Source organism: Acinetobacter pragensis, assembly GCF_001605895.1.
GTDB lineage: Bacteria > Pseudomonadota > Gammaproteobacteria > Pseudomonadales > Moraxellaceae > Acinetobacter > Acinetobacter pragensis.
Genome location: NZ_LUAW01000067.1, coordinates 18,043 through 33,096 on the forward strand (window position 1 = coordinate 18,043; position 15,054 = coordinate 33,096).

General features: G+C 44.7%; 12 protein-coding genes. 5 read left to right on the plus strand and 7 right to left on the minus strand.

What is annotated here, in order from left to right; translation table 11 throughout:
• The gene (locus tag AZH43_RS16965; protein WP_067672326.1) at window positions 1-2,490 is read left to right on the plus strand and encodes an ABC transporter permease; all 2,490 of its coding nucleotides are present in this window, start codon (window positions 1-3) and stop codon (window positions 2,488-2,490) included.
• Window positions 2,491-2,582: 92 nt separating this feature from the next.
• Here AZH43_RS16965 and AZH43_RS16970 read toward each other — a convergent pair whose 3' ends face one another.
• Window positions 2,583-3,407 (minus strand): rhomboid family intramembrane serine protease, encoded by an 825-nt coding sequence (locus tag AZH43_RS16970; RefSeq protein WP_067672329.1) that lies wholly within the window; start codon window positions 3,405-3,407, stop codon window positions 2,583-2,585.
• Between the two features lie 77 nt (window positions 3,408-3,484).
• Between AZH43_RS16970 and mtgA the strand changes: the two genes are divergently transcribed.
• Both mtgA and ppk1 read left to right on the plus strand, forming a co-directional pair.
• Window positions 3,485-4,159 (plus strand): monofunctional biosynthetic peptidoglycan transglycosylase, encoded by a 675-nt coding sequence (gene mtgA / locus AZH43_RS16975; protein ID WP_067672332.1) that lies wholly within the window; start codon window positions 3,485-3,487, stop codon window positions 4,157-4,159.
• 126 nt (window positions 4,160-4,285) lie between these two features.
• Window positions 4,286-6,367 carry a polyphosphate kinase 1 gene (gene ppk1, locus AZH43_RS16980; RefSeq protein WP_067672335.1) on the plus strand — a complete coding sequence of 694 codons (2,082 nt, stop codon included), beginning with the start codon at window positions 4,286-4,288 and terminating at the stop codon, window positions 6,365-6,367.
• Between the two features lie 81 nt (window positions 6,368-6,448).
• On the opposite strand, the gene AZH43_RS16985 is transcribed toward ppk1, so the two are convergent.
• From AZH43_RS16985 to rubA, 5 genes are all read right to left on the minus strand, one after another.
• Entirely contained in the window at window positions 6,449-7,099 is a 651-nt protein-coding gene (locus tag AZH43_RS16985; RefSeq protein WP_067672339.1) for a helix-turn-helix domain-containing protein, read from the minus strand.
• Between the two features lie 658 nt (window positions 7,100-7,757).
• Window positions 7,758-8,663 (minus strand): LysR family transcriptional regulator OxyR, encoded by a 906-nt coding sequence (oxyR, locus tag AZH43_RS16990; RefSeq protein ID WP_067672342.1) that lies wholly within the window; start codon window positions 8,661-8,663, stop codon window positions 7,758-7,760.
• 12 nt (window positions 8,664-8,675) lie between these two features.
• The gene (gene estB / locus AZH43_RS16995; protein WP_067672346.1) at window positions 8,676-9,614 is read right to left on the minus strand and encodes an esterase EstB; all 939 of its coding nucleotides are present in this window, start codon (window positions 9,612-9,614) and stop codon (window positions 8,676-8,678) included.
• Window positions 9,615-9,671: 57 nt separating this feature from the next.
• Window positions 9,672-10,853, minus strand: coding sequence for an NAD(P)/FAD-dependent oxidoreductase (locus AZH43_RS17000; RefSeq protein WP_067672349.1), 1,182 nt, complete (start codon window positions 10,851-10,853; stop codon window positions 9,672-9,674).
• 78 nt (window positions 10,854-10,931) lie between these two features.
• A complete protein-coding gene (rubA, locus tag AZH43_RS17005; RefSeq protein ID WP_005008208.1) occupies window positions 10,932-11,096 on the minus strand; it encodes a rubredoxin RubA in 165 nt (54 codons plus the stop codon).
• 507 nt (window positions 11,097-11,603) lie between these two features.
• Here rubA and AZH43_RS17010 point away from each other — a divergent pair.
• Window positions 11,604-12,146, plus strand: a complete 543-nt coding sequence (locus tag AZH43_RS17010) for an adenine phosphoribosyltransferase (protein WP_067672352.1) — start codon at window positions 11,604-11,606, stop codon at window positions 12,144-12,146.
• A gap of 47 nt (window positions 12,147-12,193) precedes the next feature.
• Here the strand turns inward: AZH43_RS17010 and AZH43_RS17015 are convergent, their stop codons facing one another.
• Window positions 12,194-12,700: a YqiA/YcfP family alpha/beta fold hydrolase gene (locus AZH43_RS17015; RefSeq protein ID WP_067672355.1), complete on the minus strand. Its 507-nt coding sequence runs from the start codon at window positions 12,698-12,700 to the stop codon at window positions 12,194-12,196.
• A gap of 454 nt (window positions 12,701-13,154) precedes the next feature.
• Between AZH43_RS17015 and lysS the strand changes: the two genes are divergently transcribed.
• Window positions 13,155-14,684 (plus strand): lysine--tRNA ligase, encoded by a 1,530-nt coding sequence (lysS, locus tag AZH43_RS17020; protein WP_067672358.1) that lies wholly within the window; start codon window positions 13,155-13,157, stop codon window positions 14,682-14,684.
• Window positions 14,685-15,054: the final 370 nt, after the last annotated feature.

A 15,054-nucleotide genomic window follows, 5' to 3' on the forward strand; every position in this document is an offset into this window, starting at 1 on the left:
ATGAATACATTGTTTCATCCTTTGTTGAGGCAAAGCTTTAAAAGCACAGGCGTTTATCTGTTGATGATTGCGCTGACTTTAGCCATTAGCGCCACAACCGCTTTGAAATTCAGCAATGATCAGGTGCAGAAAGCCGTGGCTTTGCAGGCTGCCGAAATGCTGGCGGGAGATTTAGTGCTGAGCAGCAATGAGCCGATTGGCGCGCAGTGGAAAGCGCAGGCGCAGCAGCTGCATCTGCAGCAGTCCGAAGTCACCATGTTCGGCACTATGGCGCATACATCAGACCGGTTTGTCATGGTGAATGTTAAAGCCATCGATGCCTCATTTCCCTTGCGCGGTGAGCTGAAAGTTTCACCGGCTGCATCGGCCATTCGCTCGGGCGAAGTGTGGCTCAGTCAGCGCGCTATGGATTTGCTGAAAGTAAAAATTGGCGATCCGCTGCAAATCGCCGATGGTGATTTTAAAGTCACGGCTAAAATTGAGCATGATTCCAATCAGGAGCTGGGCTTCAGCGGCTTTTCACCGACGGTGATTATTGCCCGGCAGGACGTTGTAAAAACGCATGCCGTACAGGCAGGCAGCCGAATTGAATACCGTTTGCTGATGGCGGGCGATGCGGCGCAAACGCGGCAATTTGAGCTGCTGTTTAAGCAAAAACAGCAGCTGGAAACTGATCAATTGAGCAAGGCCAATGTATCCGCACCGTCTGAAGATGCGCAAAGCAGCCTGCGTTTGAGAAATGCCAGTGAAGGCAATACCCGCTTGATGAAGCCGATTGCCAATTTGGATACCTTTTTACAGCTGGCCAATATTTTAACTATTTTACTGTGCGGGATTGCCATTGCGTTAACCAGTCAGCGCTATGTACAGCAAAATCAAGATCATATTGCACTCATGCGCTGCATGGGCGCATCAAAACAGCAGATTCTTCGGGCCTATTTGTCTTTGCTGGCAGTGGTTTTTGCAATTGCAATTGTACTGGGCAGCGCTGCAGGCATCGCACTGGGCTATGGCTTGCTGCAATTGATGCTTCAGCTGATACCGCAATTGAACGTCGCTTTTTCGGCTGTGGCTATGTTGCTGGGGCCGTTGCCTATTGCGATGCTGACCAGCGCAGTGGTGCTGTTGGGTTTTGTGCTGCCAAGCCTGTGGCAGCTGCTCAATACGCCGCCCATCCGTGTCATCCGCCAGCAGGAAAAATCAGTGCAGTCTATGCTGTGGATGCTGCTGACCGGTACTGTCAGTTTAGTGCTGTTCAGTGCGGTATTAACTGAAAACTTGCTGCTCACGGCTTGGGTAATCGGTTCGATTATCTGCTTATGTACGGTCTTGTATGCCGTTGTTTGGACGTTGCTGAAATTCATCCGCAATCTAAAACTGGGCATTTCAGCTTATGTGCGCACGCCGTATCAAACGGCATTTCAAATTACGGCTTTGGCCTTGGGTCTCAGCTTAATTACGGTATTGGCCGTACTGCGCACAGACCTGCTGGAACGCTGGCAGCAGCAGTTGCCAGCAGGCACCCCAAATCAATTTGTATACGGTTTGCCACCTATGGATATGCCTGCTTTTCAGCAGCAGCTGCAGACGCACGGCTGGAAAGGCACGCCGCTGTATCCAAATGTGCGGGGGCGCTTAGTGGCTAAAAATGACCAGCCTTTTGCAGATGAGCTGGTAAAGAGCAATAATTCCTTACGCCGTGAATTGAATTTAACGCAGGCTTCGGCTTTTCCTGCCGACAATAAAATTGTCAGCGGCGCTGCCCAATTTCAGCAAAAGAATGAGGTTTCTGTCGAAGCTAAAACCGCGGCGGAATTGGGGATTAAAATTGGCGACCGCCTGACATTCAGTTTGCCTGAAGGCCTGCTGCAGGCCAAAGTGATTAATCTGCGCAGTGTGGAATGGGAGAGTTTCAGCCCGAATTTCTTTTTTATCTTTTCGCCGAAGTCTATAGATGAAAATGCCGGCAGCTATTTAGGCAGTTTTTATGTGCCTGAGGCTGAAAAGCCCCAGCTGATACAGTTGATTCAGCAGTTTTCCAATACCGTATTTATTGATGTCACTTTAATTTTGGATGAAGTGAAACGCATTGTCAGCCTGCTGGTGCAGATCATTACTATTTTAGCCGTATTGGTGGCTTTGTCAGGAATTTTAGTCTTGGTGGCCTGCCTGAACCTGCTGATGGATGAACGCAAGCGTGAAGTGGCGCTGCTGCGTTCATTCGGCAGTTCAAAACATAGGCTGAAACGCATGATGAGCATGGAAATTGGCTTTATGGGGCTGATTGCAGGCATGGTTTCCTGCTTATTTGCAGAAGCAATCAGCGCCGTTGCCAGCTACCGGATGGAACTTGCGATACAGCCGCATTGGGAAATTTGGCTCATCTTGCCTATATTGATGACGGTGCTGTGTGCCTTGATTGGGCGCTACCGTCTCAGCTATCTCTGTGAGATTCCGCCTTTGCAGAGCTTGCGGGAGATGAATCAGTAAATTTTTTTCTTAAGCGCGCCGCTGTTGACTGTTTCTAGTTTAAGAGCGGCGCCTATATCATGCACTTTATGCGCGAGCTTTGTTTTTCCGTTTTATCTATGCGGGTTTACGGCAGACTGCATCATCAGCGCCAGTTCTTGCCACAGCGGCTTGATATACACCACCAGAGATAAGCAGTACTGATAGGCCTGCCAGCACAGCGCCAAACCAATCAAAAAGCCCAGCAGGTTGATGGCGCTGCTGCGCTGGATCTTTTGCCCCAAGTACCACATGACGGCTAAAAATGCGCCCATCAGCATGCCGCCAATATGGGCAGCATTGTTGATGCCGCTGATCATGAATCCCATCGCAAGGTTGATGGCCATCACACTGACTAAGGTTCTTTTATCCAGCAGAAAACGCTGCTGAGGCAAAACTGGAAACAGTGAAAGCATGGTCAGGGCAGCGCCGATACCCATCACTGCGCCGGAAGCGCCTGCACCGACACTCGGCAGCAGCTCACGGTTGGCTTCACCTATGCGGATAAGTTCATAGCTGTCTTGAATCGAAATATAACCGCTGAGCAGAGAGCCGCTGATGCCGGCCAAAAAATACAGCCCGATAAAGTACAGGCGGCCCAGCATCTGTTCTGCAATGCTGCCGAAAATATACAGCGCCCACATATTCAGCATCAGATGAATCAGGCCAAAGTGAAAAAACATGCTGGTGATGAGGCGGATGGGTTCCGCTAAAAAACTTAAAGGCGCATAATCAGCACCCCAGCGGATAGCATCAGCGGTGCTAGGGCTGCTGGCATCCATGCCATGCAGGACTTGCCACGCAAATAGGCCGACATTGACAGCGATCATCAGCGCGGTGAACCACCACAGGTGAATTTCCAGTTTACGGTTTACTTGAGGAGGGGAAAGTTCAGGCATGCTATTCTTTTGGATGATTATTCGTTTAATAACAAGCTTAACATGAAAAAAGCAATTTTCAGGAGCATCAGACTGAGATGAAAGCCTTTCTTGCCCGTACTTTACTCATACTTGTCAGTTTGGTGCTTTTGGTTCAGCTGTGGATATTTGCCAGTTTGGCATGGTGGCGGACGCATCCGGTAGAAACGACCATGATGATGCGCATAGATTATTGGTCAGATACCTCTAAACCGATTAAGCAGCAGTGGCGTGACTACGATCAAATCAGCGATTATGTGAAACATGCGGTTGTGGCTGCCGAAGACGGCAAGTTTCTGCAGCATCATGGCTTTGACTGGGCGGGCATGCAGTTTGCGCTTGAACGCAATAAAGACAAGGGAAAAGTGGTTGCAGGCGGTTCGACCATTTCACAGCAATTGGCCAAAAACCTTTTTCTTTATAATAAGCGTTCATTTTTGCGTAAAGGCCAGGAAGCTGTCGCGACATGGATGATGGAGCGCATGTGGTCAAAAGAACGGATTCTGGAAGTGTACTTAAACTCGGTCGAGTTTGGTGACAATATTTATGGCGTGGAAGCTGCTACTCAGTATTATTTCGGTAAAAGTTCCCGTAGCTTAAGCCGTGAGCAGGCTGCATTTTTAGCGGCCATCTTGCCGAATCCTAAGTATTATCAGGACCACCGCAGTGACCGGAAACTGCTGTACCGCAAACGTATGATTCAAAAATATATGCGCTACAGCCATATTCCATAAGCAAGCGCTTAAACGGAATCCGCAGCATAAAAAAAGCCTGGTTTTCTAGGCTTTTTTTATGAAAATGTCATAAATTTGAAGCATACTTACAGCCATGCACAGCATTTTAAAAATCATAGGTTAGACATGAATACGGCAGCTAACAGCGCTTTGCCTCCCGCTGAATATACTTATAATGATCGTTATATCAACCGTGAGCTTTCGATTCTGGATTTCCATTTGCGGGTCTTGGAGCAAGCGGTTGACCCTTTGCATCCTTTGCTTGAGCGGATGAATTTCCTGCTGATTTTTTCCCGAAACTTAGATGAGTTTTTTGAGATCCGCGTTGCAGGCATGATGGAGCAGCTGGATTTAGGCAATGAAAGCCATACGCCGGATGGCCTGACTCCGAAGCAGGTTCTCGATCAGATTTCAGCGACAGCGCATGCCGCTATTGAACGCCAGTACCGTATTTTAAATGAAGAAATTCTGCCTAAATTGCGTGAAGAAGACATTTGCTTCCTGCGCCGCGGAGAGCTGACCCCAGCACAGTCCGCGTGGGTCAAAAAATATTTTCAGGAACAGGTTGCACCGGTGCTGACGCCGATCAGTTTGGATCCTGCACACCCGTTCCCGCGCTTGGTCAATAAAAGCCTGAATTTTATTATTACCTTAGAAGGGAAGGACGCCTTTGGCCGGCAAATTGATTTAGCCGTTGTGCCGGCGCCGCGCTCTTTGCCGCGTGTCGTGCGCCTGCCGGATGAATTGACGGGCGGCAAAGAGCATCACGTGATGCTGTCTGCCATTATTCATGAGCATGTTTCAGATTTATTTCCTGGCATGACGGCAACGGGCTGCTATCAATTCCGTGTGACCCGTAATGCCGATTTGGCGCTGAATGAAGATGTTGAAGATTTAGCGAAGGCGCTGAAAGGCGAGCTGAATTCGCGCCGTTTTGGCCGTGCCGTGCGCTTAGAAGTGACAGAAAACTGTCCGAAGCATATTTATGATTATCTGCTGGATGAGTTTGATCTAGAAGAAGAGCAGTTGTATAAAGTTGATGGGCCAGTTAATTTGGCGCGTCTGCTGTCCAACTTTAAACGTCCGCACTTGCGTTATGATTCGCATACACCGGTTATTCCAAAAGTGCTGAAAAAATCAGAAAATATTTTCAGCGCCATGCAAAAGCAGGATATTTTGCTGCACCATCCTTTCGAATCTTTTGCGCCCGTCATTAATTTACTGCGTGAAGCCGCGCGCGACCCGCAAGTGTTGGCCATCAAGCAAACCTTATACCGCAGCGGGCCAGATTCAGAAATTGTTCAGGTGCTGGCGGAAGCGGCGCGCAATGGCAAAGAAGTCACTGCGGTCATTGAGCTTCGCGCCCGTTTTGATGAAGAATCAAATATTGAAGTGGCAAATGTGCTGCAGGAAGCAGGGGCTGTAGTGGTCTATGGCATTGTGGGCTATAAAACCCATGCCAAGATGATTTTAGTGGTGCGCCGTGAGAACAACAAGCTGGTGCGCTATGTGCATTTGGGTACAGGCAACTATCATGCCGGCAATGCCCGCATTTATACAGACTACGGCTTGCTGACCACAGATAAAGAACTGTGTGAAGATGTGCATCGGATTTTCCAAGAGCTGACCGGCATGGGGAAAATGGCTAAGCTGAAAAAGCTGCTTCATGCTCCATTTACCTTGCATGCGCAGCTGATTAATTTTATTGATGATGAAATTGCCAATGCCAAGGCCGGCAAAGCCGCGCAAATTATTGTCAAGGTCAATGCGCTGACTGAAGTGCAGCTGATTAATAAGCTTTATGAGGCGTCACAGGCCGGTGTCCAGATTGAGCTGATTATCCGTTCCATTTGCTGTTTGCGTCCGGGCCTGCCGGGATTGTCAGAAAATATCCGCGTCCGTTCCATTGTCGGACGTTTTTTAGAGCATACACGGGTTTATTATTTCAGCAACAATGGCGATGCGCGTATTTACTGTTCAAGTGCTGATTGGATGGACCGCAATCTGTTTAACCGTGTAGAAGCGTGCTTCCCAATTGAAGATGCGGCGCTGAAAAAACGCATTCATCAGCAGGGCTTAGTGAATTATCTAAAAGATAATCAGCAAGCATGGCTGCTGCAGGCAGATGGAACATGGGTGCGTGTGCAAGCTGCAGAAGGCGATGAGCCGCATAATTCACAGCGCATTTTGCTGGACTTAATAAAGTAAGATTAAATAAAAAGGGAGCATAGCTCCCTTTTTATTTAATCAACATCGGCCAAACAATCCATGATGATTTATGCGTAGCGGCTACTCTGCTGCTGCTTCAGTATTTTTATGCAGAATATAAATTTTGCGAAAAATATTTTTAATGAAACTATACACTTGATACTCAGAAAGATTTAACGCTAATGCGGCTTGAACTTCTGAAGATGGCTGGCTGATTTGCTCAATAATCTGAATTTCTACAGAGTTGAAAATAAGGTTTATTTCCTGATTATGCTTGGAAGTCAGCTGTTCCTGCAGCAGTTTTGCAAATTCTGGATGCAGCACGGCTCCGCCTCTCAAGATGCATTTGATCTGCTGGAACAGCTGTTCCGCAGGAGTATCACTGAGCAAATATGCATCTGCGCCATTTTGTACCGTTTTTAATATTTCACTTGGCGCTGCTTTATTTTCATGAATAGAAATTAAACAGCAGGATGGGTAGAGGCTTTTAATCTGCGGAAGGAAATGCAGGTTGCTGTGATCTGCAACGCGGTAAAAAATTAGATTGGGCAAGTGTTCAGTAATGGCCTGAGCTGCGCTGTCTTCAGATTCAGCGGACAGCACAAGTTCATCTGGATAGCCTAAATCTTTTAAGATCACTTGCAATAGCATATTGTGCTGTTGTAATGCAGGTGTGATTCTGCCCTGACGGATGGTCAGTACGGGAACAGGCAGAATTAAATCATTATGCATTAATGGGGGTACTCTAATATTAAATAATAAAATTTATAAAAACACTTTAGGGCGGTTTCAAATAACTTTGCCTCAAACCCTACTGAATATCTATCCCTAGAAATAGGGATTTAAATATTTGGATTATATTTAAGTGTTTGTTGAATAAAATTTATTTTATATAATTGTTAATTTTTTGTGTTAGATATGAAACTATTTAATAAGTTTGTAAGTCTATGTGAGCAGCATGATTTTAAGATTGTGCGACACAGTTTTTAATTTTTGATCAGTTGAAAATTGTACCAAAGCCAATTTTTAAACGGTATCGAATAAATAGAATGAAAATGTGATTTATACCGCAAATTAAACTAATAGTTTATATGCGGGAATAATTGCTTTTAAGAGAATTTTTTTCAAAAATACCAAGAAATAGGGATAGGACAATGTATGCCTGCAATTTAGGATGGCCGTATCTTCTGACTGATCTGGCTAGTGAGAAGATTTATCAAGGATATAGATGATTTTGGATTCGAGTTTGAAATCATCTATATATTTCCCTTAAAAGGGCAACCATTTTGGCTTGCCCTTTTCTTTATTTAGACAGCATTCATAGACCAAAAAAAAGGAGCCGATAAGGCTCCTTTTTTTTGGTCTATGAATGCTTATGGCATAGCTGCATTTAATGCAGATTGTGCATAATTTTTTGCAGAATTTGCAGTAAAACATCAAATTCGCTTTGCAGCGGCGTGCTCTTGCGTGTAATCAACGCGAGCGTACGGCTTGGACCAGCTTCAATTGGCTTAACAGCCAATTTTGCATCTGCTTTAATCATGTTGGTATGCAACGCAATTTCCGGCAGCAGCGTAAAGCCTAAATCGGCAGAGACCATTTCCACCAAAGTCGGCAGTGAGCTGGCTTTTAGGCGGTGGTCATTTTTACGTTCGCCAATTGGACAAGCGCTCAAGGCATGGTCACGCAAGCAGTGGCCTTCTTCGAGCAGCATTAAGCGGGACAAATCCAAATCGTCCAGAGTAAGCGATTGAGCCGCATTCTGGTCGGCTTTGTTATAGACAAGATAAAGGCTTTCTTTCGCAATTTCAGCCACTTTAAGGCTGCGTGTGTCAAAAGGCAACGCCAGTACAACCATGTCTAGGTTGCCGTGTTCCAGTTTTTCAACAATTTTTTCACTTTGCGCTTCGTGCAAATGAAGCTGAATTTTAGGCAGCTGCTTGTGCACTTCATCCAGCAGCTGTGAAAGAATAAAGGGTGCGATCGTTGGAATGATGCCTAAATGCAAATCACCAGTCAGCGGTTCACTCATTTCACGGCTTAAGCGCATTAAATCCTGCGCATCAGCCAAGAGAACACGTGCTCGGCCGACAACTTGCTCTCCAAGCGGCGTTAAACGGACATTTTGACGGTCGCGTTCCACAAGGACGCCACCTAACAAGCGCTCAAGCTCCATAATGCCCCCAGACAGCGTTGACTGTGTGACAAATGAACGGCGCGCAGCTTCAGTAAAATGCAGCGTTTCTGACAGCGTTACGAGATATGACAGCTGTCTTAAAGATGGTAATGCAGCCATAGTGTCCTAATGTTATGAATTAAAGTGATCAGCAAATAAACCGCTAATATATGGAATAAAATGCGGAGGGATATCATGCCCCATTCCATCAATTAATTCAAATTTAGCGCCGGAAATTGCTTTCGCAACAGCTTTACCGTGGCTAGGCGGGAGCAGGCGGTCGCGGGCTCCATGAATGACCAAGGTTTCTTTCTGTATCTGTTTGTCCAGATTCAGCAGAGAACCTGTACATAATATTGCTAAAAACTGTTGAAGTACACCCGCTGGATAATAACTTCTTTGATATAGCTTGCGCGCGGTCTGAATTGCTTCAAGCTGATTGATATATCCAGGCGAGCCAATAATGTTAAAAACCTTTAAACTGTGGTTCACAATGCCTTCTTCATCATGCGAATCCGGTTTGCCGATTAAGCTGAATAATTGCTTTGGAAATGGCGGCGGCAAGAGCGGCTGGTTGTTGCTGGTGAACATTAAACCAAGCTTATTGATTTTTTCTGGATATTTTGCCGAAAGAATTTGGGCAATCATGCCGCCCATAGACGCGCCGATGATATTGACTTTATCTAAGCCCATACGGTCAATCAGCAGCGAAACATCTTCCGCCATGTCAAATAAGTTATAGGGCGCGCCTTGATTTTCCAGTCCAAGCGCAAAGCGTCCCATCAGTTTAAGGGTATTCAGGCGCGGGCCTTTATTTCTGACTTTGGAAGAGAGGCCAATGTCGCGGTTATCAAAGCGGATGACGCGGTAACCTTGATCAATCAGTGATTTGCAAAAAAAATCAGGCCAATACAGCATTTGCGCACCTAAGCCCATAACCAGCATGATGGGCGGATGTTCTGGATTTCCCCCAGCTTCTACATGCAGTTCGATGCCGTTGCCTAAATCAACTTTGGTTTCATGCATAAATGCTGTGTATGGAGAACTGTTAAATTGTAATGCGCTATTCATTATTATTCTCCCCATTCAAGGACGTTTTTAGGTAAAAAACGTCCTTATATTAAACCTTTAAACCGAGGCAGGAATCAAGTCCGGAACCTGCTTAGTCAACGCAAGTCGCTGCTTGCCGGCAGTTGCGCCCAGCAGAACGAAACCGCGCAAAGTGCCTTCGCTATCCGTCGCTTTAGCCAGCATGCCATCTTCTGTTTCTTCGGTGTCCCAAGTTACTTCTGTGCCAATAGGCGCTGGCAAAACAGTCAGCGGGGCAGCCGGAGTTTTTACGGCAACAGGCATTGCAGGGTAGTGCACTGCAGTGCGCTCGCCATTCAGCGTTTTTGCAAGTGCCCGAGCCTGCTGCATGATAGGCATTACATAAGGCAGTAAAGTACCGTTGACTTCTGCGCAATCACCCATTGCATAGATATCAGTTTGGTTGGTTTCCAAGCCTGCATTGGTAAGCACGCCGCGGCTGGTATGAATGTCTGCTGTTTGTGCTAAAGCAATATTCGGCTGCAAGCCGATAGCGGAAAGTACAATATCCGCCTTGAAGCTTTGTCCATTGGCCAATGTCACCAAATAGTGGCCATGGCTGTCTTTTGATACTTTTTCAACAGTGGTGCCGAGAGCAAACCGAATTCCTGTCTCTTCTAAGCTGTCTTTAAACGCATCGGCAACATGCGCTGGGAGCAAACGGCCTAAAGGCTGAGGCGCAAGATCAATCACTGTGACGCTGTGGCCAGTATTTTGCAAATCATTGGCAAATTCGCAGCCAATCAGTCCTGCACCTAAAATCACCACGCGTTTATCTGTACTTTGATCGATTTGGCTGCGAAAGGCCTTATAGTCATTCAGGCTGTTTACGACGTGAATATCATCGCTGCCATCACCTGCAATTGCGAGACGGACAGGATTTGCGCCTATGGCCAAAACCATTTTGGAATAAGCTTGTACAGCTGCAGCGCCTTCTGCATTTTCTAAATGCAATTGATGCGCCGCCGCATCAATGGATTTTACCCAAGTGTGGTTGATGATTTGCATATTCAGCTGTGCTGCCATTTTGGCCGCATCGCCTAATGCGATTTGTTCTGGCGATTTTTTACCCGTATAGGCATTGGATAATGTCGGTTTGGCGTAATTGGCAGCATCATCGCCGCAAATCATAATAAGTTCCTGTTCAGCATTCAGCTTGCGGAATTCACGTGCAGCTGCATAGCCGGCCATACCTGAACCAATAATGACAATAGGGTGCATACTTTACTCCAAGCGCATCAATCTATTTTAAAGGCGTAAAAAAAGACCATAGCATGGATGGTCTTTAATGATTATGAATTAAATTTCAACCATCTCAAAGTCGGCTTTAGACACACCGCAATCGGGGCAGGTCCAGTCATCCGGGATATCGTCCCATTTTGTGCCCGCCACAATACCGTCTTGCGGCCAGCCTTCTGCTTCGTCGTAAATCCATCCGCAAACGATGCATTGATACTTTTTCATTTGATTCTCCAAAAACTGACCTAAAAAAGTGGATCAGTAAAAAATTCAGATACTGCAAGACTCTAATAATATGACTGTCACAGCAAAATCTATGCGTAAATTTTTACGCAGTTCTGATCATAAAGTAAAGTGAATAAGAGTTTAATCAGCGAAATAAAAACCAGAATGTCCAGCAGGGACAAAAAATGTCACTAAACTCGCGATTTACCGATTTTTTGTCTGACAATTTATAGATCAGCTGACTTTTCGATGGAGATCTTCAGCCTTCATTGCCACTGGGAAATTTTGATTCAGAACTGGATTTAGACTAAAGTCGAGCAGATTTTCAAACCATGATTTGTTAAATTATGATCAGCATATTCTATAGCTGATATTTATTTAGAAAATGACAATAATAAAATCAATAGCTTAGCTTTTTTGTGGTCTGTTCAGGCTTTAAATTGGCTGTTCATTGTTCGATTTTAGCGTTAAAATTCACACATTCCTTCCTTATTTTATATTTCTCCTATGAGCAATTTGTCTACTGTATTGTGGTCGCACATTCGTACTGTCCAAGATTTTCCAAAACCTGGTATTTGTTTCTTTGACCTTACGCCGTTATTCATGAATAACATTGGGCCGTTGACAGATGCTTTAATTGACAGCATTCCTGCTGAACAGCTGGCAGACGTTGACAGTTTTGTTGCTGTCGAGGCGCGCGGTTTTGTATTGGCGAGCTTGTTGGCTCAGCGCACCGGCAAGGGCCTGATTTTGGTCCGTAAAGCAGGCAAATTGCCGCCGCCGGTAGTGGGTGTCGGCTACAGTCTGGAATACGGCTTAGACCGTTTGGAAATGTCTGCTGAGATTCAAGGTCAAAAAGTCATTATCGTGGATGATGTTTTAGCGACCGGCGGCACTTTGCGTGCAGTGAAACAGCTGGTTGAGAAGTGCAATCATCAAGTGCTTGGCGCAAGTATTTTCTTGGATTTGCCAGATCTGCATAAAGATTTAGGGCTGAACATTTGGTCGGTTTTAGATGATAAATCTAAACCGCAATCAAACGCCGCTTAAGTCTGGCCTGAATTGAACGCTAAGCCCTGTATTTTTGCAGGGCTTTTTTATTTAATTAAAATGGTCTGTTCAATTTGCTGAATTAAGAGGTTTAAATTTTCAGGATTTTTTAAGCGGTGATGGCCGCCTTCAACCGCCTGAATGTGCATATAGTCTTCAAGCTGTTCCTGCACATTATGCATATCCAGCATTTCATCGCCTAACTCGAGATAAGCCAATTGCGGAATATCATGATCTAAATCATTATTGCAAATGGCGGGATAATCTTCTCTGAAGTTTGGGTACAGGCTTGGATTGGCAACGACGCAGGGAATGTGATGCGCGGCAGACATTTTAAGCGCCCAATAACCGCCTAAACTGTGGCCCACAATGATTTCGGGCTTAATTTTCTCAATAATTTCATGATAAAAGTCAGCAACTGTCTGAAAATTCAGGTTGCGGTAATCGATATCAATGCAAAATTTCTGCTTTGCATCAATCGCATGGAATTTTGTAGATTCGCGTGATGAATCTAAGCCATGCAGAAACAGTATTTTTGAGACACATGCACTCATTTTTTTTGTTCACACTGACTTTATCTATGAAAAATGAAGGATGAAAATAAGTTACTTTTCACCAAATTTATTCCAATATTGTAGTGCGGTTAGGCAAATAAAGAATTTAGCTATTGGTCTAATCTACTAAGGGCGAAGAGCGTATTTGAAAAGCCTTGTCATTCAATAAGTTCATGAATCAAAAAAAATAGATTGAATTTTTATAGGGTGAGAGCTGCACATCGGCTTGTGTGTATTTCGCAGTGAAAGCGCAGCCTTCGGTTTTGCGAAGTGCCTGATTAAAATAGCCAGTTGAAATTTGAGTTCTTTTATTTGGGTTTTTTAGTTTTGGCAGAAACTTTAAGCAATTTTCTTTCCAAATGCGCCATTGAAATGTTCACAGTCCCTACGAATTTTTCTGTATTTCTGCTATGCTATGCGACTTCCAATTTTACTTATTCTATTCGAGGCAGAGATGACGCAAACTAACGCTCAATCGACTTCTGAACAACACATTTCCGAAAACGATTTAATTGCACAGCGTCATGCCAAGTTAAAGCAAATTCAGGAACATGCGAAGGAAGCTGGTATCAGCCCTTGGCCAAATACATTTAAGCGCGAGCACTATGCGCAAGATTTGCAAGATCAATTTGCTGACAAATCGAAAGAAGAAATTGAAGCTGGCGAAAAAGTTTATGTGAAAATCGCTGGCCGCGTGATGCTGAACCGCGGCTCATTTATTGTAATTCAAGACATGACTGGCCGTATTCAGCTTTATGTGGCGCGTAAAGAACTGGCGCCTGAAACACTAGAGACCATCAAATCTTTAGATCTTGGCGATATTATTGCGGTTGAGGGCTATATTGGCCGTTCAGGCAAAGGCGACTTATATGTTCACATTGAGCATTTTGAACTGCTGACTAAATCACTTCGTCCGCTTCCAGATAAATTTCATGGCTTAAATGACACCGAGGTTAAATACCGTAAACGTTATTTAGACTTAATTGTGAATGAAGAAACACGTAAAACTTTTGAAATCCGTGCAAAAGTGGTGTCAGGCATCCGTTCATATTTAAGCAATGAGCGTTTCATGGAAGTCGAAACGCCGATGATGCATGTAATTCCGGGCGGCGCATCTGCGCGTCCTTTCGAAACGCATCATAATGCTTTGGATATGCCGCTGTTTTTGCGTATTGCGCCTGAACTTTATTTAAAGCGTTTGGTTGTCGGCGGTTTTGAGCGTGTATTCGAAATTAACCGCAACTTTCGTAACGAAGGTGTTTCGACCCGCCATAATCCTGAATTCACAATGATTGAATTCTATCAAGCCTATGCAGACTACAAAGACTTGATGGCTTTGACTGAAAATATGCTGGAAAAGTTGGCGATTGATATTTTAGGCTCAACTGATGTGCCTTATGGCGAAGAAGTTTACAGCTTCAAAGGTCCATACAAAAAAATCTCAATGTTTGATGCGATTCTTGAGCACAACCCAAGTTTTACTCCAGAAAATGTTTCTGACCGTGAATTCTTGGCAAAATTTGTTAAAGAAGAGCTGAAAGAGCAAGTGAAACCTGGTTTTGGCCTAGGTAAGCTTCAAACAATTGTATTTGAAGAAACTGTGGAAACTCAGCTGCGTCAGCCAACATTCATCACTGAATATCCGGCGGAAACTTCTCCATTGGCGCGCCGCAATGACGACAATCCACATATCACAGACCGTTTTGAATTCTTTATTGGCGGCCGTGAGCTGGCAAATGGTTTCTCAGAATTAAATGATCCGATTGATCAGGCAGAGCGTTTCCAAGCGCAGGTTGAAGAAAAGGATGCCGGCGATGATGAAGCCATGCATTACGATGCTGACTTTATTGAAGCATTGGAATACGGTTTGCCTCCAACAGCCGGCGAAGGCATTGGTATTGACCGTTTGGTGATGCTGTTTGTAAATGCGCCAAGCATCCGCGATGTAATCTTGTTCCCGCATATGCGTCATAAAAATGCTTAATACGCTGACCTTGTTAAGTTAGAAAAAAGCCACTGCATGCAGTGGCTTTTTTTGTTTGAAAAGCAGCGTATTTTATTCCTTAATATTCTTTGATTTTATTTTTTGATCGAATATTGCTCTAGTTTGGGGCTGGCTTTTTTCCATATTTTTTGATTGAGTGTTTTATACATTTCTCAATTAACCAGAGTATTTGTCTAAAGTACTTTGTTCTATGGGGATTCATAGAATGCAATCCAATCATTCCGTCAGTGTCTTTTTGAGGGAGTGCTTCATTATAAATTGATGTGAAATCATTTTACGTTTTTCTTGCCCGAGTTTTTCAAATACAGATGCTTGGCTTTTTTGCGCGTCAAAATTTGATATGCAGGGT